The sequence below is a fragment of the Streptomyces sp. NPDC056361 genome (assembly GCF_042262805.1).
Taxonomy (GTDB): Bacteria; Actinomycetota; Actinomycetes; order Streptomycetales; family Streptomycetaceae; genus Streptomyces.
The window spans coordinates 46,985-66,435 of sequence record NZ_JBHJQI010000036.1 but is presented as its reverse complement, the minus strand read 5'-3'; the positions used below and the strand labels follow the sequence as shown (position 1 = coordinate 66,435).

Below are 19,451 nucleotides of genomic sequence, written 5' to 3'. Positions count from 1 at the left end.
CCCCCGAGAGGCGGAGCGGGACCGCCGTCGGCGTCGCCGTGTCCGGGGCCGCTCCCGGTCCCGGTCCGGGACGGGGACCGGTCCGGGGCGCGGTCCGGTACGAGGGCCGGCCCCGGTCCCGGTCCGGTACGAGGGCCGGTCCGGGGCGCGGTCGCCTCCGGGTCGCGTCCGGGTCACCTCCGGGTCAGCCGGAAGAGGCGGATCTCGCGCTCCACCCGCGCCTGGTAGGCGGCGTACGGGGGCCAGAACTCCAGGGCGGACCGCCAGGCGGCGGCCCGTTCCTCGCCCGCGAGCAGTTCGGCGCGTACGGGGATGTCCTCGCCGCGCCAGTTCACGTCCGCGTCGGGGTGGGCGAGGAGGTTCGCCGTCCAGGCCGGGTGGCCGGGGCGGCCGAAGTTGGAGCCGATGAGGAGCCAGCCGCCGTCGCGCTCGGGCATGCAGGCGAGGGGGGTGGTGCGGGGCTGCCCGGTCCTGGCGCCCCGGGCGGTGAGGATGACACCGGGCAGCATGCGCGCGCTGAGCAGCACCCTGCCCCGGGTCAGCCGGTGCACGGTCCGGTCCATGGCCGGGATGACGTGCGGGGCGATCCTGGCGAAGGTCCGGGTCGAGGACACCTTCTGTACGAGTCTCACGCCGACGGGCATCTACGCCGCCACCTCTCCGAAGGGTCCGGTCCGTTCCGCGGCCCGGGCGCGCAGGCTCCGGGCCGGTCCGAAGAGCAGTTCGTCGGAGGCGGCCCGCTCGAAGTAGCGGTGTGCCTCGTGTTCCCAGGTGGCGCCGGTGCCGCCGTGCAGCTGGACGCTCTCGCCGGCGGTGGCGCGGAGGGCTTCCAGGGCGTGGGCGAGGGCGAGGGGTCCGCTCTCGGGCCCGGGGCCTGGTTCGCGGGCGGCGCAGTGGGTCAGGGAGCGGGCCGCTTCGACCTGGACGTGGAGGTCGCCCAGCCGGTGGCGGGCCGCCGGGAAGGGGGCGGGGCGGCCGGGCCGTGCGGGGGAGTCGAGGTGGGCGGCCGTGCGGTCGAGGGCCTCCCGTGCCGCGCCGACGGCTTCGGCGGCCAGCAGGACGGCGGCGGCCCGGCCGGCGGTGGCGAGGGCGCCGAGGACGTCGGCGGGTTCCTCGCCGAGGAGTTCGGCCGCGGTGTCGCGGAACTGGACGGTGGCCTGGGCGCGGGTGGGGTCCAGGGCGGGCTGCCGGGTGCGGACGAGGCCGGGGACTCCGGCGGGGTCGGCCCGGACGAGGAAGAGGAGGGTGCGGCTGCGGGCGAAGCCTCCGGCGTGGGCGGCGACGACGATCAGTCCGGCGCTGTGGCCGTCGAGGACACGGGTGGCCTCGCCGTACAGCCGCCAGCCGCCGTCGGCCGTGCGGGTCGCCTGGATGCCGCCGGCCCGGCCGCCGCCCGCCCAGTCGTGCGCCGTGTTGTCGCCGGTGAGGCCGAGGGCGAGGGCGAGGGGTCCGGGGACGGCGAGGGCGCAGGTGAGGCTGCCGTCGGCGAGGCGCGGGAGGAGTTCGGCGCGCTGGGCGGGGGTGCCGAGGGCCGTGAGGAGCGGGGCGGTGAGGACGGTGGTGGCGAGGAGCGGGGAGGGGGCGAGGGCGCGGCCGGTCTCCTCGCAGGCGAGGGCGAGTGCGGCGAGTCCGCGGCCGGTGCCTGCGTGTTCCTCGGTGCGTGCGGGTGCGGGTGCGGCGAGGCCGAGGGTGGCGGACATGCGGGTCCAGAGTGCGGTGTCGTATCCCTCGGGGGTGGCGGTGGCCGTGCGGTTCCCGTCGGGTCCGGCCCGTTCGGCGAGCAGCTCCCGCAGGGTGCGGCGGAGCTCCCGCTGCTCTTCGGTGAGCGGGGCGGCGGGCGGGTCCGCCGGATCCGCGGGGGGCGGGGCGGCGGGCGGGTCCGCCGGCGAGGCGGTGAGCGCGGCGTGATCGGCGGCGTTCATAAGACTCCCTCCGTATCTGACGGTGCGTCATGCTAGGGCGGTGCGGGGTCGGTTGCCCAGAGAACCGCCGGTCCCGATTCAAGGAATCTGATGTACCGTCAGATTCATGCCCATCACACGCAGCGCCCGCCGTGTCGCCGTCGTCGGGGTCTCCCTCTCCGACTGCGGCCGTGTCGACGAGGCCACCCCCTACGCCCTGCACGCCCAGGCCGCCCGCCGCGCCCTCGCGGACAGCGGTCTCGACCGCTCGCTGATCGACGGCCTGGCCTCGGCGGGGCTCGGCACGCTCGCCCCGGTGGAGGTCGCCGAGTACCTGGGCCTGCGCCCCCGCTGGGTGGACTCGACCGCCGTCGGCGGTGCCACCTGGGAGGTCATGGCCGGACACGCGGCCGACGCCATCGCCGCGGGGCACGCGAACGCGGTCCTGCTGGTGTACGGCTCCACCGCCCGCGCCGACATCCGGGCGGGGCGCCGCACCGCGAACCTGTCGTTCGGGTCGCGGGGCCCGCTCCAGTTCGAGGTCCCGTACGGGCACACCCTGATCGCCAAGTACGCGATGGCCGCGCGCCGCCACATGCACCAGTACGGGACCACCCTGGAGCAGCTCGCCGAGGTGGCCGTCCAGGCGCGGGCGAACGCGGCGCTGAACCCGGAGGCGATGTTCCGGGACCCGATCACGGTGGACGAGGTGCTCGGCGGGCCGATGATCGCGGACCCGTTCACCAAGCTGCACTGCTGCCTGCGCAGCGACGGCGGCTGCGCGGTGCTGCTCGTGGCCGAGGAGTACGTGCGGGACTGCCGCAAGGCGCCGGTCTGGGTGCTCGGCACGGGCGAGCACGTCTCGCACACCACGATGTCGGAGTGGGAGGACTTCACGGTGTCGCCGGCGGCGGTCAGCGGCCGGCTGGCGTTCGAGCGGGCGGGGGTGTCCCCGGCGGACGTCGATCTGGCCGAGGTCTACGACGCCTTCACCTACATGACCCTGGTGACCCTGGAGGACCTGGGGTTCTGTGCGAAGGGCGAGGGCGGCGCGTTCTTCGCGGAGAAGGACCGGCTGCCGGTGAACACGGACGGCGGCGGGCTCTCGGCCTGCCACCCGGGGATGCGGGGGCTGTTCCTGCTGGTGGAGGCGGTGCGTCAACTGCGCGGGGAGGCTCCGGGGTTGCAGGTGCGGCGGGCGGACGGCTCGCTGCCGGAGCTGGCGGTGGCGTCGGGGACGGGGGGCTGGTTCTGCTCGTCGGGGACGGTGGTGCTCGGTCGGGACCGGTAGCCGGGGAAGGATCTATACAAGCGTCATAGACAACCGTGTAGGACATCCGTATAGTCATGTCTGCGGGCAGGGGAACGGCCCGCAGACACCCGACAAGGAGTCCTGCCGTGAACAGCACCTCGACCACCGCCAAGACCGTCCTGATCTCCGGCGCCTCGATCGCCGGCCCCGCCCTCGCCCTCTGGCTCCACCGCTACGGCTTCACCGCCACCGTCGTCGAGCGCGCCCCCGAACTCCGCACCGGCGGCTACAAGGTGGACATCCGCGGCACCGCGATCGAGGTCTGCCGCCGGATGGGCGTCCTCGACGAGATCCGGGCCAAGTCCACGGACATGCGCGGCGGTTCGTACGTCGACGACGCCGGCCGCACCATCGGCGAACTGCCCGCGGACATCTTCGGCGGACGCGTCGAGGAGGACGACGAGATCATGCGCGGCGAGCTCGCCCGGATCCTCTACGACCGGACCCGCGACGACGTCGAGTACGTCTTCGGCGACTCGATCGCCGCCCTCGCGGAGGACGCGGACGGCGTCACGGTCACCTTCGAGAGCGGCACCGTCCGCCGCTTCGACCTGGTCGTCGGCGCCGACGGGCTCCACTCGAACACCCGGAAGCTCGCCTTCGGCCCCGAGGAGCGGTTCAAGCGCCACCTGGGCGCGTACATCTCCATCTTCACCGCCCCCAACCACCTGGGCCTGGACCGCTGGGAGACGTACCACGCCCTCCCCGGGAAGCTGGTCTGCGTCTACAGCTCGGCCGGCGAGGCCGACGCGAAGAACCTCTTCATCTTCTCCTCGCCCGAGGAACTCCCCCACGACCCCCGCGACGTCACCGCCCAGAAGCGCGCCCTCACCGACCGGTTCACGGGCGACGGCTGGGAGATCCCGCGGCTCCTCGGGCACGCGGCGGACGCCGACGACTTCTACCTCGACTCCATGTCCCTGGTCGAGATGGACCGCTGGTCGAAGGGGCGCGTCGTCCTCCTCGGCGACGCCGCCCACTGCTCCTCCCCCGCCTCGGGACAGGGCACCGGCCTCGCCCTCACCGGCGCGTACGTCCTCGCCGGCGAGCTGGCCAGGGCCCACGGCGACCACACGGTGGCCTTCACCCGCTACGAGGAGCGGATGCGGCCGGGCGTGGAGCAGAACCAGCGGATGGCCGAGGGCTTCGTCAAGGAGATGACCGTCGGCTCGAAGTGGAAGATCGCCCTGCGCATGTTCATGGTGCGGACGCTGCCGAAGACCCCCTGGAAGAACCTCATCGCGAAGAAGATCCGCGACGGCATCCAGGCGGCGGCGAACGCGGTCCCGATCGAGGACTACGCCGCGCCGACCGGCGGCGCCGCCGCCCCGCGCCCTAACGTGGCCGCATGACCGACTTCCACCACGCCCTGCGCTCCCTCCGGGTCTGGGACACCGCGCTCCCGTCCTTCGACCCGGCAGGCGCCCCGCCCGAGCCCCTCGCCCTCTTCCACGACTGGTTCACCGAGGCCGTGGCGGCCGGCCAGACCGAGCCGCACACCCTCTCCCTGGCCACCGTGGACGAGGACGGCAGGCCCGACGTCCGCACGGTGATGCTGCACGACGCCGACGCGCGCGGCTGGCACTTCGCCTCCCACGCCACCAGCGCCAAGGGCCGCCAGCTCGCCGCCCGCCCCGAGGCCGCGCTCGGCTTCTACTGGCCGGTCCAGGGCCGCCAGGTCCGGGTCCGCGGCCACGTCGCCACCGGCACCCCCGAGGAGGCGTACGAGGACCTCCACGCCCGCACCACCGGCGCCCTCGCCTCCGCCCTGGTCGGCCGCCAGAGCGAGGTCCTCGACTCCCCCGAGACCCTCGCCGAGGCGAGCGCGGCGGCCTGGCGCCGGGCCGAGGCCGAGCCGGACGCCCCCTCCCCGACCTGGACCCTGTACGTGGTCGAACCGGCCGAGGTCGAGTTCTTCCAGGGCGACGAGCGGCGCCGCCACCTCCGCCTCCGCTACCGCCGCGAGGCCGGCGGCTGGACCCGCGAACTCCTGTGGCCCTAGCGCCTATTCGGCCCCGGGCCCGTACATCTCCTCGATCTCCCGGGCGAAGTCCCGCAGGACCGCCCGCCGTTTGAGCTTGAGGGACGGCGTCAGGTGGCCGGAGGACTCGGAGAACTCGGCAGTCAGGACCCGGAAGGCGCGGATGGACTCGGCGCGCGAGACGAGGCGGTTGGCGTCGTCGACGGCCCGCTGGACCGCGGCGAGCAGCTCCGGGTCCCGGGTCAGCTCCCAGAGCGCCAGGTGGTCCTTGTGCCGCATCCGCCGCCAGTGCGTGAGGCCCTCGTGGTCCAGGGTGATGAGGGCGGAGACGTAGGGCCGGTCGTCGCCGAGGACGAGGCACTGGGCGACCAGCGGGTGGGCGCGCAGCCAGTCCTCCAGCGGGGCCGGGGCCACGTTCTTCCCGGCCGAGGTGATGATGATGTCCTTCTTGCGGCCGGTGATCCGCAGATAGCCGTCGGCGTCGAGCGAGCCGAGGTCCCCGGTGGGGAACCAGCCGTCGTCGGTGTACGGCAGGGCCACCCCGCGCTGGGCGTCCCAGTAGCCGGCGAAGACGTGACCGCCCTTCAGCCACACCTCGCCGTCGTCGGCGATCCGGACGGACGTCCCCGGGAGCGGCCAGCCGACGGTCCCGGTGCGGGGCCGCTGGGGCGGGGTGACCGTGGAGGCGGCGGTGGTCTCCGTCAGGCCGTACCCCTCGAAGACCTCGACGCCGGCGCCGGCGAAGAACTCGGCGAGCGGGGCGCCGAGCGGGGAGCCGCCGCAGATCACGTACTTCACCCGGCCGCCGAGCGCGCTCCGGATCCGCCGGTAGACCAGCGGGTCGTACAGCGCCCGGGCGGCCCGCAGGGCGAGCGAGGGCGAGGGCTGCCGCCCGTACCGGCGGGCGATGCGGGCGGCCCGGTCGAAGGCGGCGGCCTTTCCGCCGCGTTCGGCGGTGGCGCGGGCGGTGTTGAAGACCTTCTCCATGACGTACGGGATGGCGAGGAGGAACGTCGGCCGGAAGCCGGCGAGGTCGGTGAGGAGCTCCTCGCCCTCGACCGAGGGGGCGTGGCCGACCCTGACCCGGGCGCGGACGCAGCCGACGGACACCATCCGCCCGAAGACGTGGGACAGCGGCAGGAAGAGCAGGGTGGCGGCGGGTTCCTTGCTCTCCGAGACGAAGACGGGGTGGAGGAGCCGGACGGCGTTGTCGACCTCGGCGAAGAAGTTGGCGTGGGTGAGGGCGCAGCCCTTGGGCCGGCCGGTGGTGCCCGAGGTGTAGATGAGGGTGGCGAGGGTCTCCGGGGTGAGCAGTCCGCGGCGGGCGGTGACGGCCTCGTCGGAGACGCGAGAGCCGGCCCTGCGGAGCTGGTCGACGGCGCCGGCGTCCAGGACCCAGAGGTGGGCGAGGCCGGGGAGTTGTCGCCGTTCGGCGGAGACGAGCCGGGCCTGTTCGGGGTCCTCGACGACGCAGCCGGCAGCGCCGGAGTCCTGGAGGATCCAGCGGGTCTGGAAGGCGGAGGAGGTGGGGTAGACGGGGACGGTGACGAGCCCGGCGGCCCAGGCGGCGAAGTCGAGCAGGGTCCACTCGTAGGTGGTCCTGGCCATCAGCGCGAGCCGGTCGCCGGGCCGCAGGCCGTGGGCGATGAGGCCCTTGGCGACGGCGTGCACGTCGGCGGCGAAGCGGGCGGCGGTGATGTCGTACCACTGCCCCTCCGCGTCCTTGCGGGAGAAGAGCGGTGTCTCGGGTTCCTGGCGGGCGTTGTCGTAGGGCAGGTCGGCGAGGGAGCCGCGCCGCACCACGGGGACGAGCGGGGGGACGGTGACCTCCCGTACCCGCCCGTCGACCAGCGTCTTGTGCGGCTCGACCGGTTCGGTCCCGGATGCGGCGGTGACGACGGACACGTGCGGCTCCTCGGTTATCGCGATGAACTGAGGTCGTGCGTCGGTACGTTGCGCCCTGATGAAGCTTTAACTAGCCGGTAACCTTACTGTGCGGTAAGGCTCGGCGGGGAGACCATCGTTCGCTTTTCATGAGGTTTCCGAGCCCGGCCCAGGCGAAGTTCATGAGCGTCGCCGCCGCCTCCCGCGCGCTCGCCCCGGGCGTCTCGTTCGCCCAGCTCGCCAGCGACTCGGCGGACCCGACCAGCGCCTGCGCCAGCGCCGCCACGTCCCGCCCGGTGATCTCGGCACCGCCCGGCGACGCCTCCCGCACCGCCTCCCCGATCAGCCCGGCCACGAAGTCCGCGATCTCGTCCCGCATCCGCGCCGCCTCCGTCGCGAACGGCTCCCCCTGCGTCCGCGCCTGCCGGCTCAGCACCACCCACGCGTCCGGGTGCTCCGCCGCGTACGTGAAGAAGGCGAGCAGCCCCGCCCACAACCGCTCGTCGGGCGGCAGGCTCCGGTCCTCGACCCCGGCGGCCACCGCCGCGAGCAGCGCCCCGGCCTCGCGCCGGATGCACGCGGTGAAGAGCTCCTCCTTGGAGTTCAGGTACAGGTACACCAGCGGCTTCGACACCCCCGCCAGCTCCGCGATCTCGTCCATGGACGCCGTCTGGTACCCGTGCCGCGCGAAGCACCGCACCGCCGCGTCCAGCATCTGCCGCTCCCGCACGGCCCGCGGCAACCGCCGCGCCTTCGTCCCGTCGGCCATGGCGACCACTCCTGCTTCCAAGATCCGCTGGATGCCCCGCGAAAGCGTACGTGCCCCCTGCCCGGACGGGGGCAGGGGGCACGTGGACCTTCGGGGCCGTGCGCGTCAGGCGGCGGTCGTGACCGCGGCCTTCTCGTCGGTCCCGCCGATCTCGACGAGGTCGTCGATCGGGGAGGCCGAGGCGTTCTCGTACGCGGTGTGGTCGAGGATCTTCTCGCGGGCGGAGACGATCACCGGGACGAGCGCCTGGCCGGCGACATTGGTGGCGGTCCGCATCATGTCGAGGATCGGGTCGATCGCCATGAGCAGGCCGACGCCCTCCAGGGGCAGGCCGAGGGTGGAGAGGGTCAGCGTCAGCATGACCGTGGCGCCGGTGAGGCCGGCGGTGGCGGCCGAGCCGATGACGGAGACGAAGGCGATCAGGAGGTAGTCGCCGACGCCGAGCTGCACGTCGAAGATCTGCGCGATGAAGATCGCGGCGAGCGCCGGGTAGATCGCGGCGCAGCCGTCCATCTTGGTGGTGGCGCCGAACGGGACGGCGAAGGAGGCGTACTCCTTCGGGACGCCGAGGCGCTCGGTGACCTTCTGGGTGACCGGCATGGTGCCGACCGAGGAGCGGGAGACGAAGGCCAGCTGGATGGCCGGCCAGGCGCCCTTGTAGAAGTGGAGCGGGTTGACCTTGGCGACCGTGGCGAGCAGCAGCGGGTAGACGCCGAAGAGGACCAGGGCGCAGCCGACGTAGATGTCGGCGGTGAAGGTCGCGTACTTGCCGATCAGGTCCCAGCCGTAGTCGGCGATGGCGAAGCCGATGAGGCCGACGGTGCCGAGGGGGGCGAGGCGGATGACCCACCACAGGGCCTTCTGGAGCAGCTCCAGGATCGACTCGGAGAGGGTGAGGATCGGCTTGGCGCGGTCGCCGAGCTTGAGGGCGGCGATGCCGGCGACGGCGGCCATGAAGACGATCTGGAGGACGTTCAGCTCGGTGAAGGGCGTGATGACGTCCGTCGGGATGATGCCGGTGAGGAAGTCGATCCAGGAGCCCTCGCGCTTCGGCAGCTTGCCGTCCTGCGGGGTGAGGCCGGTGCCGGAGCCCGGGTTGGTGATCAGGCCGATCGCGAGGCCGATGCCGACCGCGATCAGCGAGGTGATCATGAACCAGAGCAGGGTGCGGGTGGCGAGCCGGGCGGCGTTGTTCACCTTCCGCAGGTTGGTGATCGACACCAGGATCGCGAAGAAGACGAGCGGGGCGACGGCCAGCTTGAGCAGCTGGACGAAGATGTCGCCGACCTGGCCGAGGGTCTCCTTCAGCCACGAGACGTCCTGGCTGCGGGCGACCCAGCCGAGCAGGGCGCCGAGGACCAGACCGGCGATGATCTGGGCCCAGAAGGGGATCTTCGGTATGCGGGACGAGGACTTGGCCTCAGGCGCGTTCGCGGGCGCGGACAACGGACACACTCCACAGGTGCGTATGGGGACGTACGAGGACGGGGTGCGGCGCGCACGCGCTCGGGCGCGGGCCGCTGCATGATGCCGGGGAGGTCAGGACTCGCGGCGACAGACCGCGGACATACAGCGGCACAGGTCGACGTGCAGGCGCGCCACGAGCGGGGTGCTCGCGGCATGAGAGGGGCGCACTGCTGTCGTCATGTCGAGCACGTTAACACTTGAACTTTGAGAACCTCAAAGCCATTCTTTGAGGCGCGCGACCCCCATTTCACCTCCGAAACGCAGAACACCCCTGGCCGGAGCCTTGGAAGGCCCTGCCAGGGGTGGATGTCTGTGAGGAAGCTTACGCAGCCCTTACGCCTCGGTACGGCGCTACAGCGCGTCCTCCTGCGACCGGTTCGCGGCCAGGCGACCCTTCGCGCGGTCGACCTTCGCCACGACCTCGGCGCTCGCCTCGTCCCGCACCTTGCGCAGGAGGACGAAGCTCAGCGGGGCGGAGACGACGATGGAGAGGACGAGGACCCAGAGCAGGTTCGAGTCGCCGAGGCCGCGCGGCAGCACTTCGATGTAGACGAGGCCCCACAGGGCGAGGAAGCATCCGGCGAAGATGCCGAGACGCATCAGCGTGTAGCGGAGCATGTCAGCCCACTCTTCCGTTCCGACGTTCCGAAAAGTACCCAAGATCCCATACGGGACAAGCGCACCTCCAGTGAAGCACGGGGCGGGAGGCCCTCCGGGAGCGGGGGCCGCCAGGCCGTGGAGGGGCCGCGCGTCCACGGGTCGGAATCCCTTGAGCCCCTCGACACGTAATAGCTAGACTCACGATATGACCCTTACCTTCGAGGTGGACCCGGTCGTCGACCCCGCCTTGCGCGACGGCGTCCTCGCCCTCTGGGCCGACGTCACCAACGCGGGCGGCGCGGTCGGCTTCGTGGCTCCCGCCACCCCCGGCGACATCCGCCCCGCGCTGCTCCGGCACGTCGTCGCGATGTCCGAGGGCCGCACCCGCCTCCTCGTCGGGCGCGACGAGGGCGGCGAGATCGCCGCCACGGCCTTCTTCACCTTCAACACCCACCCGCTGATGGGCCACTGGGTGTGGCTCTACACGGTGATGGTCCACCCCCGCCACCAGGGCAGGGGATACGGCCTCGACCTCATGGCGGCGGTCGAGCGGGCCGCCCGCACGGCCGACGGCTTCGAGGGGATCGAGGCGATCCGCCTCACCTGCCGGGGCGGCCTCGGCCTCGAAGGCTTCTACGCCCGCGCGGGCTACAAGGAGGTCGGCCGCGTCCCCGGAGCGATCCGGGTGGCTCCGGGCGACGACCGCGACGACATCGTCATGCTGCTGCCGCTGACCTGACGGGGGTACGCGGAAGGGCCGGCGGGATGGTTCCCGCCGGCCCTTCCTCGGTGCGACCCTCAGTGCGACCCGATCAGAACCGCATCGCCTGCGGGGTCTCGCGGCGGTCGGCGTCCGGGCCGGGGTACTCGCGGATGATCTCGTACCGGGTGTTCCGCTCGACCGGGCGGAAGCCGGCGTCACGGATCAGTTCGAGCAGGTCCTCGCGGCCCAGCTTGTTCGGGGTGCCGTAGTTGTCGGCGTCGTGCGTGATCTTGTACTCGACGACCGAGCCGTCCATGTCGTCGGCGCCGTGCTGGAGCGCGAGCTGCGCGGTCTGGACGCCGTGCATGACCCAGAAGACCTTGACGTGCGGCACGTTGTCGAAGAGCAGCCGGGAGACCGCGAAGGTCTTCAGGGCCTCGGCACCGGTCGCCATCGTGGTGCGCGCCTGGAGCTTGTTGCGGACCTTGCCGTCCTGCATGTCGACGAAGTCGTGCTGGTAGCGCAGCGGGATGAAGACCTGGAAGCCGCCGGTCTCGTCCTGGAGCTCGCGCAGCCGCAGCACGTGGTCCACGCGGTGGCGCGGCTCCTCGATGTGCCCGTACAGCATGGTCGAGGGGGTCTTGAGCCCCTTCTCGTGGGCGAGCCGGTGGATCCGGGACCAGTCCTCCCAGTGGGTGCGGTGGTCCACGATGTGCTGCCGGACCTCCCAGTCGAAGATCTCGGCGCCGCCGCCGGTCAGGGACTCCAGACCGGCCTCGATCAGCTCGTCGAGGATGTCGGAGGCCGACATCCCGGAGATCGTCTCGAAGTGGTGGATCTCGGTGGCCGTGAACGCCTTGAGGGAGACGTTCGGCAGGGCCTTCTTGAGCTCGGAGAGCGAGCGCGGGTAGTAGCGCCAGGGCAGGTTGGGGTGCAGCCCGTTGACGATGTGGAGCTCGGTGAGGTTCTCGTTCTCCATCGCCTTCGCGAGGCGCACGGCCTCCTCGATGCGCATGGTGTACGCGTCCTTCTCGCCCGGCTTGCGCTGGAAGGAGCAGTACGCGCAGGAGGCGGTGCAGACGTTGGTCATGTTCAGATGCCGGTTGACATTGAAGTGGACCACGTCGCCGTTCTTGCGGGTCCGGACCTCGTGGGCCAGACCGCCGAGCCAGGCGAGGTCGTCGGACTCGTACAGGGCGATGCCGTCCTCACGGCTCAGCCGCTCACCGTCCCGGACCTTCTGCTCCAGCTCACGCTTGAGCCCCGCGTCCATATACGGCCCGCCTCCCTTTATCTCCGAAACCAAGGCTTACCCACCGTACTCCCCCACCCTCCGGGCGGGAGGCACCCCCATTGCCGCTTCGCGTCAGGCCTCTTCGGGCAGGTCCCCGACCCGGTTCTCCCACTTCGTGGAGAGCACGATGGTCGTACGGGTGCGGGAGACGCCCTTGGTGCCGGAGAGCCGGCGGATCGTCTTCTCCAGGCCGTCGACGTCGTTGGCGCGGACCTTGAGCATGAACGAGTCGTCGCCGGCGATGAACCAGCAGTCCTCGATCTCGGCGAGGTCCTTGAGCCGGCGGGCCACGTCCTCGTGGTCGGCGGCGTCGGAGAGCGAGATGCCGATCAGCGCGGTGACGCCGAGGCCGAGCGAGGCGGCGTCGACGGTGGCGCGGTAACCGGTGATGACCCCCGCCGCCTCAAGGCGGTTGATGCGGTCGGTGACGGAGGGGCCGGAGAGCCCCACGAGGCGGCCGAGCTCGGCGTACGAGGCACGGCCGTTCTCACGCAGGGCCTGGATGAGCTGCCTGTCCACGGCGTCCATAGGGAGGAACCTTCCATTGTCCAGCGATACCGCGAGTTTAGGTGTAGAATCTAAGGTACACAGGGGCGACACCCTGTGAATCTTTCAGCAGATCAAAGACGATCTTTCAGGAGTGGTGTTCACCGTGTACACGATCGAGATGGCCTACGCACGCATGCGCGAGCTGCAGGACCTGGCCGACCGCTCGCGTGCCCACCAGCCGTCCGCCGCCTCGAAGCGCGCCGCGAAGAAGCGCGCCAAGAAGCGCTAATCAGCCGGGAGCGCTCCACCGAGCTCTCCCTCCCAACGGCGGTACAGCCCGTGCGGCACCCTTGCCGCGTCGAGCACCCGCCCGGCGACGAAGTCCACCAGATCCTGGATGTGCGTCGCCCCCGCGTAGAACGCCGGAGAGGCGGGCAGCACCACGGCGCCCGCCTCGTCCAGCGCCACCATGTGCTTGAGCGTCTGTCCGTTCAGCGGGGTCTCCCGCACGGCGACCACCAGCGGACGCCGCTCCTTCAACGTCACGCTCGCGACCCGCTGCAGCAGGTCCTTCGAGAGCCCGAGCGCCACTCCCGCCACCGCGGCGGTCGAGGCCGGCACCACGAGCATCCCCTTCGCCGGGTACGAACCCGAGGACGGCCCCGCGGCCAGGTCCCCGGCCGCCCAGTACCGCACGTCGCCCAGGGAGTCCGCGACGTCGAACGCGTCCGGCTTCCCGTCGGCGCCCCGCGCCAGCCAGGCCGCCAGGTCCTCGCGCCAGTGGGCGTCCCGGAAGGAGATCCCCGTCTCGTCGAGCAGCGTGAGCCGCGAGGCCCGCGACACGACGAGGTCGACGCTCTCCCCCGCGGCCAGCAGCCCCCTCAGTACGGCGGCGGCGTACGGCGTGCCCGACGCCCCGGAAACCCCCACCACCCAGGGCCGACGACTCTTCTTCTCCTGCGACTCCACGACGCTGAGCCTATCCGGCCGCGAAAAACCAGGCCGTGGCAAGGCGGCCACCCGGGAGATCCGGAGCCGGCGGCAGACCGGACGACCGGACCTCCCCGACCCTTCCGCGCCGTCAGGCCCGGCCGGCCGTCGCCTTCGCGCGCAGCTCGCGGCCGAGGCGGCGGGCGACCGTGCCGAGGAAGCGGACCGCCTCGGCCAGGGCCGGCAGCGGGTCCTCGCCGCTGAGCCAGGCACGCTCGGTCTCCGCCACCGGCAGCAGGCCGGGCGGCAGCCTGCCCTCCTCCCGCAGCCACGCCGCCACCGACGGCAGGTCGAGGTGGCCGGCCACGAACACCCGCCCGTCGGCCTGCGGAGCCGGCGGCACGTCACGGCCCGTCAGGTCGAGGTGCAGGGCCCGTACGACGTCCACCGCCTGGACGGTCTCGAAGAGCCGGAACTGGGCGCCGGTCCGCGGATTGAAGTCCACCAGCTTGTACCGCCCGTCGCGGCCGTCGTAGCGCCAGTCGAGGTCCGCCACCCCGCCGTAGCCGATCCGGCGGCACAGGTCCGCCGCCAGCTCCCCGAGGACGGGGTTGCCCAGGGCCACCGCACGGGTCGTCACCCCGGCGTTCGGCGGCCAGGACCGCAGCTTCAGGCCGGTGAACACCACCCGGGGCGCGCCGCCGGCACCGCAGTACAGGTGGGTGATCCAGTCCTCGGCACCCTCCCTCGGGATGTACTCCTGCACCAGGACCGGGGGCAGCGCGCCCGGCGGGAACCGGCCGAGGAGGTCGCGCTCGTCGCGGACCGCGGTGGTGCTGCCCACCGCCGGGGTGCGGAGCCTGGTCCACGCGTCGCGGTTCTTGAGGACGACGGGGAAGCCCAGCTCCCGCCCCGCGTCCACGAGTTCGTCGCGGTCGGCGGGCGCCCTGCTGCGGGGCGAGCCGACGCCCAGCTCCTCGCAGATCGCGTGCAGGCTCGCCTTCCCCGCCAGGAGGCGCGGCAGCCCCGGGGAGACCCGGGGCAGCAGGAAGCACTCGGACAGGGCGTCGGCGTTCTCGGCGATCAGGATCGCCGCCTCGTCGTCGGTCGGCACCGGGACGCAGGGCGCGCCGACGGACCGCCCGACGGCGAGCAGGGCGGCGAGGAGCGCGTCCGGGTCCTCCAGGCCGGTCGTCGGCCGGACGAACGCGCGGGACACGTGCCGGGACAGCGCGACCGGGGTGAGGCGGTCCTCGACGACGGCGTGCACGGTGACGCCCGCCCGGCCGAGGGTGCGCACCACACCGAGCCCGCCGTGATGCTGCGGGTACCTGCCGACCTTGGCGAGCAGCGCGGGCACCGCCGGGTCGAGAAGCGGTCCGTCCGACGCGCGCCTCACGGTTCTCCCTTCGCCCGCGACCCGGTGGAGGTGCGGGCAGGCGCCCCGACGCCTCCCCTATTGTCCCATAAGGCAGGAAAACAGGGGGTGTTCTAAAGTTGGTACCGATATGTCCAGCTTGGGAATGTCCTCCCGCTCAGCACGCCACGGCCCCCGAGAACACCGGCCGACCGGACCGCGGCGCACGGCATGACGCGGCGCGCGGGACCCTGCGAAGCGGCGGCGGCGGCGCCGCGGCACGCGGCCGCCCTTCGCGCAGGAACGCCATGACGGGCGCAGGGGAAGGCCCCGAAGACCCGGCCGCCGCCACCACCGCCCGCGTGGGCGACCGTCCCGTGGAACGGAACGATCGGGCACACGGGACGGCTCCCCGGGCGGCGCCCCCGCACCCCGCACGCACCCGCGCCGAGACGGCCCGCCACTGGGCCGTCCGCGCCGGCCTCCCCGTATCCCTCGGCCTGTGGCTGCTGTCCCTGCGCTCGGTCCCGCTCGACGGGATGCGCGACCTCGGACTGCTCCAGGTGCTGCCCCCGCTCTTCTGGGTCGCGACCGTCCTGCTCACCCTGGGCTTCTGCGTCGCGCTGAGCGACCGCCGCACGCACGGCGCCTGGTTGACCGGCTACGTGCTCGGCCTGATCGCCCTGATCCACGCCACCCCCACGCTGCTGTACCCGACGCTGCGCTATTCCTGGGCCTGGAAGCACCTGGCGGTCGTCGACGCGATGATGCGCCACAACGGCGAGGTGCCGAACGCGAACAAGTTCTCCGTCTACAACGACTGGCCGGGCTTCTTCCAGCTCAACGCACTGTTCCTGCGGGCCACCGGCCTGGACTCGGCCGTCGGCTACGCCGCCTGGACGCCCGCGTTCGCCAACGCCCTGCTGCTCGCCCCGCTGCTCCTGCTGTACCGGTGCGTGACCCGCGACCGGCGGCTCGTGTGGGGCGCGGTCTGGATCTTCTACAGCTGCTCCTGGGTGGGCCAGGACTACTTCGCGCCGCAGTCCTTCGCCTTCCTGCTCTTCATGACCGTGACGGCCCTGGCCTTCCGGCAGCTGCCGTCCTCGGCGCTGCCACGGCCCGACGCGCGCCGCCGGGGCGGCTGGCCGCCGGCGCTGCTCGCGGCCGTCGTGGTGCTCGTGGCCGCGATCGTGGTCTCCCATCCGCTCACCCCGCTGATGCTGATCAGCGCCCTGGTGGCGCTGTCGCTGCCCCGCAGGAACCGCTCGGTGATCCTGCCGCTGCTCGCCGCCACGGTCGTCCTCACCGCGATCTGGGACACCACCGTGGCCCGCTCGTACATCTCCGTCCACATCGACAACCTCACGCAGTCCCTCGTCCAGCCCGACCGGAACGTCACGGCCGGGCTGGCCCCGCTGGGGGACGCCGCGCCGGGGCAGATCCTGCTGTCCTGGATCGACCGCGGGCTGTCCGCGACGGTCGTCGTCCTGGCCGTGGCCGGATTCCTGGTCCGCCGCTGGACCCGGCGCACCGGCCTGCCGCTGCTGGCCGTCGCCCCGATCCCGCTGCTCGCCGTCAACGCCTACGGCGGCGAGATGCTCTTCCGGGCCTATCTGTTCGCGCTGCCCGCCGCCGCGTTCCTGGTGGCCGCCCTCCTGCTGCCGTCGGACGCCCGGCGGTACGCCCCGCGCACGCTCGTCGTCTACCCCGTCGTGTTCCTGGCCCTGCTCGGCGGCCTGTTCTTCGGCTACTACGGCAAGGAAGCCGTGAACCGCTTCACCCCCGGCGAGGTCGCTGCCGCCCGCTACGTGACCGAACACGCCCCGCCGGACTCGACGATCATCATGCTCACCTCGGACGTCCCCGGCATCGACATGGACTACGACCTGCACCCCAGGATCGAGCTGGCCTACCAGGACCCCAAGGACACCCGGAGGCTGGTGGACGACCCGGTGGCCGGGGTGACCGACTTCGCCTACGGCGCCACCGAGGAGCGGCCCGCGTACCTCGTGCTCAGCCGGGCCCAGGACATGAACGGCTACCTCACCGGCTCGCTGCCGGCCGACACGTCGGAGCGGCTGCGGTCCGCGCTGCCGAACGCGCCGGGCTTCACGCGGGTCTACGCCGACGAGGACGCCGTGGTCTACCGCTATGTGACGCCCCGACCCGCCGGAGGCGCGCCGTGACCGGGACGCTCCCCCGCCCGCGGCTCCCCGAGGCCGGAGCGCTCCCCCGCCTGGGGCTGGCCGCCTCGGGGTGGCTCGCGCTGCTCGCCACCCTGCTGCCGGAGGCGTCACCTCTGCGGGTGGCGATCGTGACCGTGTTCCTGCTGACCTGCCCCGGTCTCGCGGCCGTCCTCGCGCTGCGCCCGGCCGCCGTCGGCCGCGACGCGCACCGGTACGCGGTCCTGGAGGCCGCCCTGCTCAGCCTGATGCTCGGCCTCGCGATGGCCACGCTCGTGGCCGTGGGGCTCTTCCTCGGCGGCGTCTTCACCGCCACCCGGGGCCTGCTCGTGCTCGCCGTGCTGACATCCGTCCTCGCGTTGCTGCCCCGCCGCCACGGCGCGCGGGAACAGGACGACGGGGTGCAATCTGGTGGAGGGGGAATCGGGGGGAGAGGAGGTCCGTGATGGCCCCGGAGCCTGGCAGAACCGACCGTGGCCGGCTTCCCGTCGTGGTCGTCGGAGCGGGTCCGTACGGGCTCGCCACCGCCGCCTGGCTGCGAGCCGCCGGCGTGACGGCCCGCGTCTTCGGCGAACCGATGGAGAGCTGGCGTGCCCACATGCCCGACGGCATGTTCCTCAAGTCCGTCCCGACGGCCTCGTCGATCTCCACCCCCGACGGCGGCCACCGGTTCGCGGACTTCCGCACCGCCCACGGCAGACGGCCGGTGGGCGACACGTATCCGATCCCGGTCGACGAGTTCATCGCGTACGGCGACTGGTTCCAGGAGCACCGGGTGCCCGAGGTCGAGCGGACGGCCGTGCGTGACGTGCGGGCCGCGGACGGCGGGTTCGGCGTCACTCTGAACTCCGGCGAGGAGATCACCGCGGGCTCCGTGGTGATCGCCAGCGGTCTCGTGCCGTACGCGTACCGGCCGCCCGGCCTCGCCCCGCTCTTCCCGGCGGGCCTCGCGTCCCACCCCTGCGACCACGCCGACCTCTCCCCCTTCGCCGGCCGCCGGGTCGCGGTCGTCGGCGCGGGCCAGTCCGCGCTGGAGAGCGCCGCGCTGCTGCACGAGGCGGGCGCCCACCCCACGGTCATCGCCCGCACCGGGTCCCTCCTGTTCGGCGTGCCCCCGAAGACGGACCGGCCCTCGTCCCGCTCCCGGGCGACCCGGCTGCTCAAACCGGCCTCCTCGCTGGGCCCGGGCTGGTCCCACGCCGCCGTCAGCCGCGGCGCGGGCGCCTACCGCCGGCTGCCGCTCCCGGTGCGCAACCACTTCCTGCGGACCGTGCTCGGCCCGTCGGGCGCCTGGTGGCTGCGGGACCGGGTGGACGGCCACTTCCCCGTGATGTGCGGGCACCGGGTGGCCTCGGCACGGCAGGAGAACGGCGACGGGACGATCCGGCTCGAAGTCGCCGACACGGCCGGCGGCACGGAGCTCGTGGACACCGACCACATCCTCACGGCCACGGGCTACCGCGTGGACGTGGGCCGGCTCTCCCTCCTGGAGCCGACCCTGCGGCAGTCGGTACGCACCCTGCCCGGTGGTGCGCCGGTGCTGTCGGCGGGCTTCGAGTCGTCCGTACCAGGCCTGTACTTCACCAGCCTGGCCGCGGCCCCCACGTTCGGCCCCGTCCTGCGCTTCGTCTGCGGTACGGACTTCGCCGCCCGCCGGGTCGCGGGATCGGTCGCGGGCAGGCCGGGGTGACCCGAGGCGGCACCCGGTCCCGCAGGAGGTCGGCGGCACTGACACTCGCCGCCGCCCTCCTCGCGCTCACCGCCTGCGGCGGCCCGGCCGACACCGCACTCTCCGGCCCCGCGACCCCGGGACCCTGGCGGCTCGTCCTCGACGACGGGTTCGACGGCACGACACTGGACCCCGCCCTCTGGACCACCTGCTACGACTGGAACAAGGGCGGCTGCACCATCAGCAGCAACAACGAGTCGCAGTGGTACCTGCCGAGCCAGGTCTCCGTGGGCGACGGCCGGCTCACCCTCACCGCCGAACGCCGCGCCACGCGCGGGAGCGACGGCAAGACCTACCCCTGGCGGTCCGGCATGATCTCCACCGGACGCGACCAGTGGTACGGCGAACCCCGCCGGACCTTCACCTACGGGTACTTCGAGGCCTCGATCCGCATCCCGGCCGAAGCGGGCATGTTCCCCGCGTTCTGGATGATGCCCGCCTCCCGCTACACCCCGCCGGAGATCGACATCATGGAGTTCCTCGACTCCACGACCCAGGTCAGCATGTACGTCCACTGGCGCGAGCCCGACGGCGACCGCGCCCGCCAGCGCGGCACGTACGGCCCCTCCGACTTCGCCGGACGCTTCCACGTGTTCGGCCTCCTCTGGGAGCGCGACGCCCTCGTCTGGTACGTCGACGGCGTCGAGACCTTCCGCGTGACCGACCCCGGGCGGATCCCGGACGTCCCCATGGAAGTGATGGTCAACCTGGCCGTCGGCGTGCCCAAGGAGCCGCCCGACACCGTCGACCTGGCCCGCATGAACGTGGACTGGGTACGGGTCTGGCAGAAGTGAACCGACGTCAGCACCGCTCCTCGCAGGGCACGTTCGACGTCAGTGCAACCCCTTGCAG

General features: G+C 72.7%; 19 protein-coding genes. 9 read left to right on the top strand and 10 right to left on the bottom strand.

Annotated features, from left to right (window positions below):
- Positions 1-173: 173 nt before the first annotated feature.
- Entirely contained in the window at positions 174-644 is a 471-nt protein-coding gene (locus tag ACFCY7_RS14790) for a nitroreductase family deazaflavin-dependent oxidoreductase (RefSeq protein WP_376484739.1), read from the bottom strand.
- Positions 645-1,922 carry an acyl-CoA dehydrogenase family protein gene (locus ACFCY7_RS14785; protein WP_376484737.1) on the bottom strand — a complete coding sequence of 426 codons (1,278 nt, stop codon included), beginning with the start codon at positions 1,920-1,922 and terminating at the stop codon, positions 645-647.
- 106 nt (positions 1,923-2,028) lie between these two features.
- Here ACFCY7_RS14785 and ACFCY7_RS14780 point away from each other — a divergent pair, with 106 nt between their 5' ends.
- The 3 genes from ACFCY7_RS14780 (at position 2,029) to ACFCY7_RS14770 (ending at position 5,215) form a co-directional block, all read left to right on the top strand.
- Positions 2,029-3,192: an acetyl-CoA acetyltransferase gene (locus ACFCY7_RS14780; protein WP_376484734.1), complete on the top strand. Its 1,164-nt coding sequence runs from the start codon at positions 2,029-2,031 to the stop codon at positions 3,190-3,192.
- 107 nt (positions 3,193-3,299) lie between these two features.
- Positions 3,300-4,565, top strand: a complete 1,266-nt coding sequence (locus ACFCY7_RS14775) for an FAD-dependent monooxygenase (protein ID WP_376484732.1) — start codon at positions 3,300-3,302, stop codon at positions 4,563-4,565.
- Positions 4,562-5,215, top strand: a complete 654-nt coding sequence (locus tag ACFCY7_RS14770; RefSeq protein WP_376484731.1) for a pyridoxal 5'-phosphate synthase — start codon at positions 4,562-4,564, stop codon at positions 5,213-5,215. The genes ACFCY7_RS14775 and ACFCY7_RS14770 overlap by 4 nt, the downstream gene beginning before the upstream one ends.
- A 3-nt stretch (positions 5,216-5,218) precedes the next feature.
- On the opposite strand, the gene ACFCY7_RS14765 is transcribed toward ACFCY7_RS14770, so the two are convergent.
- The 4 genes from ACFCY7_RS14765 to ACFCY7_RS14750 all read right to left on the bottom strand — a co-directional run bounded on the left by ACFCY7_RS14765 (position 5,219) and on the right by ACFCY7_RS14750 (position 9,932).
- A complete protein-coding gene (locus ACFCY7_RS14765; protein ID WP_376484730.1) occupies positions 5,219-7,099 on the bottom strand; it encodes an AMP-dependent synthetase/ligase in 1,881 nt (626 codons plus the stop codon).
- A gap of 70 nt (positions 7,100-7,169) precedes the next feature.
- On the bottom strand, positions 7,170-7,847 hold the full coding sequence (locus tag ACFCY7_RS14760; RefSeq protein WP_376484729.1) for a TetR/AcrR family transcriptional regulator: 678 nt from the start codon (positions 7,845-7,847) through the stop codon (positions 7,170-7,172).
- 105 nt (positions 7,848-7,952) lie between these two features.
- Positions 7,953-9,293 (bottom strand): dicarboxylate/amino acid:cation symporter, encoded by a 1,341-nt coding sequence (locus ACFCY7_RS14755; protein ID WP_376484728.1) that lies wholly within the window; start codon positions 9,291-9,293, stop codon positions 7,953-7,955.
- A gap of 372 nt (positions 9,294-9,665) precedes the next feature.
- Complete coding sequence (locus ACFCY7_RS14750; RefSeq protein ID WP_376484726.1) at positions 9,666-9,932, bottom strand: DUF4229 domain-containing protein; 267 nt, start codon at positions 9,930-9,932, stop codon at positions 9,666-9,668.
- A 187-nt stretch (positions 9,933-10,119) separates the two neighbouring features.
- Here ACFCY7_RS14750 and ACFCY7_RS14745 point away from each other — a divergent pair, with 187 nt between their 5' ends.
- Positions 10,120-10,653 (top strand): GNAT family N-acetyltransferase, encoded by a 534-nt coding sequence (locus tag ACFCY7_RS14745; protein WP_376484724.1) that lies wholly within the window; start codon positions 10,120-10,122, stop codon positions 10,651-10,653.
- A 73-nt stretch (positions 10,654-10,726) separates the two neighbouring features.
- Here the strand turns inward: ACFCY7_RS14745 and mqnE are convergent, their stop codons facing one another.
- Positions 10,727-11,890: an aminofutalosine synthase MqnE gene (gene mqnE / locus ACFCY7_RS14740; protein WP_376484722.1), complete on the bottom strand. Its 1,164-nt coding sequence runs from the start codon at positions 11,888-11,890 to the stop codon at positions 10,727-10,729.
- Between the two features lie 93 nt (positions 11,891-11,983).
- A complete protein-coding gene (locus tag ACFCY7_RS14735) occupies positions 11,984-12,439 on the bottom strand; it encodes an Lrp/AsnC family transcriptional regulator (RefSeq protein ID WP_128976305.1) in 456 nt (151 codons plus the stop codon).
- A 112-nt stretch (positions 12,440-12,551) separates the two neighbouring features.
- On the opposite strand from ACFCY7_RS14735, the gene ACFCY7_RS14730 reads away from it, so the two are divergent.
- Entirely contained in the window at positions 12,552-12,689 is a 138-nt protein-coding gene (locus ACFCY7_RS14730) for a hypothetical protein (protein ID WP_367824551.1), read from the top strand.
- Here the strand turns inward: ACFCY7_RS14730 and ACFCY7_RS14725 are convergent.
- Positions 12,686-13,369, bottom strand: coding sequence for a UbiX family flavin prenyltransferase (locus tag ACFCY7_RS14725; RefSeq protein ID WP_376484717.1), 684 nt, complete (start codon positions 13,367-13,369; stop codon positions 12,686-12,688). The genes ACFCY7_RS14730 and ACFCY7_RS14725 overlap by 4 nt on opposite strands.
- A gap of 112 nt (positions 13,370-13,481) precedes the next feature.
- Positions 13,482-14,729: an ATP-grasp domain-containing protein gene (locus tag ACFCY7_RS14720; RefSeq protein ID WP_376484715.1), complete on the bottom strand. Its 1,248-nt coding sequence runs from the start codon at positions 14,727-14,729 to the stop codon at positions 13,482-13,484.
- A 266-nt stretch (positions 14,730-14,995) separates the two neighbouring features.
- On the opposite strand from ACFCY7_RS14720, the gene ACFCY7_RS14715 reads away from it, so the two are divergent.
- Genes ACFCY7_RS14715 through ACFCY7_RS14700 form a run of 4 tightly spaced genes read left to right on the top strand, consistent with a single transcriptional unit; the run spans position 14,996 to position 19,393 of the window.
- Positions 14,996-16,873 carry a glycosyltransferase gene (locus tag ACFCY7_RS14715; RefSeq protein WP_376484714.1) on the top strand — a complete coding sequence of 626 codons (1,878 nt, stop codon included), beginning with the start codon at positions 14,996-14,998 and terminating at the stop codon, positions 16,871-16,873.
- The gene (locus tag ACFCY7_RS14710) at positions 16,870-17,316 is read left to right on the top strand and encodes a hypothetical protein (RefSeq protein ID WP_376484713.1); all 447 of its coding nucleotides are present in this window, start codon (positions 16,870-16,872) and stop codon (positions 17,314-17,316) included. The genes ACFCY7_RS14715 and ACFCY7_RS14710 overlap by 4 nt, the downstream gene beginning before the upstream one ends.
- A complete protein-coding gene (locus ACFCY7_RS14705; protein WP_376484710.1) occupies positions 17,316-18,560 on the top strand; it encodes an FAD-dependent oxidoreductase in 1,245 nt (414 codons plus the stop codon). The genes ACFCY7_RS14710 and ACFCY7_RS14705 overlap by 1 nt, the downstream gene beginning before the upstream one ends.
- Positions 18,557-19,393, top strand: a complete 837-nt coding sequence (locus ACFCY7_RS14700) for a family 16 glycosylhydrolase (RefSeq protein WP_376484707.1) — start codon at positions 18,557-18,559, stop codon at positions 19,391-19,393. Before ACFCY7_RS14705 ends, ACFCY7_RS14700 begins: the two co-directional genes overlap by 4 nt.
- Positions 19,394-19,451: the final 58 nt, after the last annotated feature.

What these genes read in the sequence shown, in the direction of transcription:
- ACFCY7_RS14780 (WP_376484734.1), top strand. Translation starts at nt 2,029, where the DNA reads ATGCCCATCACACGCAGCGCCCGCCGTGTCGCCGTCGTCGGGGTCTCC.
- ACFCY7_RS14770 (WP_376484731.1), top strand. Translation starts at nt 4,562, where the DNA reads ATGACCGACTTCCACCACGCCCTGCGCTCCCTCCGGGTCTGGGACACC.
- ACFCY7_RS14735 (WP_128976305.1), bottom strand. Translation starts at nt 12,439, where the DNA reads ATGGACGCCGTGGACAGGCAGCTCATCCAGGCCCTGCGTGAGAACGGC.
- ACFCY7_RS14745 (WP_376484724.1), top strand. Translation starts at nt 10,120, where the DNA reads ATGACCCTTACCTTCGAGGTGGACCCGGTCGTCGACCCCGCCTTGCGC.
- mqnE (WP_376484722.1), bottom strand. Translation starts at nt 11,890, where the DNA reads ATGGACGCGGGGCTCAAGCGTGAGCTGGAGCAGAAGGTCCGGGACGGT.
- ACFCY7_RS14715 (WP_376484714.1), top strand. Translation starts at nt 14,996, where the DNA reads ATGACGGGCGCAGGGGAAGGCCCCGAAGACCCGGCCGCCGCCACCACC.
- ACFCY7_RS14750 (WP_376484726.1), bottom strand. Translation starts at nt 9,932, where the DNA reads ATGCTCCGCTACACGCTGATGCGTCTCGGCATCTTCGCCGGATGCTTC.
- ACFCY7_RS14760 (WP_376484729.1), bottom strand. Translation starts at nt 7,847, where the DNA reads ATGGCCGACGGGACGAAGGCGCGGCGGTTGCCGCGGGCCGTGCGGGAG.
- ACFCY7_RS14705 (WP_376484710.1), top strand. Translation starts at nt 17,316, where the DNA reads ATGGCCCCGGAGCCTGGCAGAACCGACCGTGGCCGGCTTCCCGTCGTG.
- ACFCY7_RS14790 (WP_376484739.1), bottom strand. Translation starts at nt 644, where the DNA reads ATGCCCGTCGGCGTGAGACTCGTACAGAAGGTGTCCTCGACCCGGACC.
- ACFCY7_RS14785 (WP_376484737.1), bottom strand. Translation starts at nt 1,922, where the DNA reads ATGAACGCCGCCGATCACGCCGCGCTCACCGCCTCGCCGGCGGACCCG.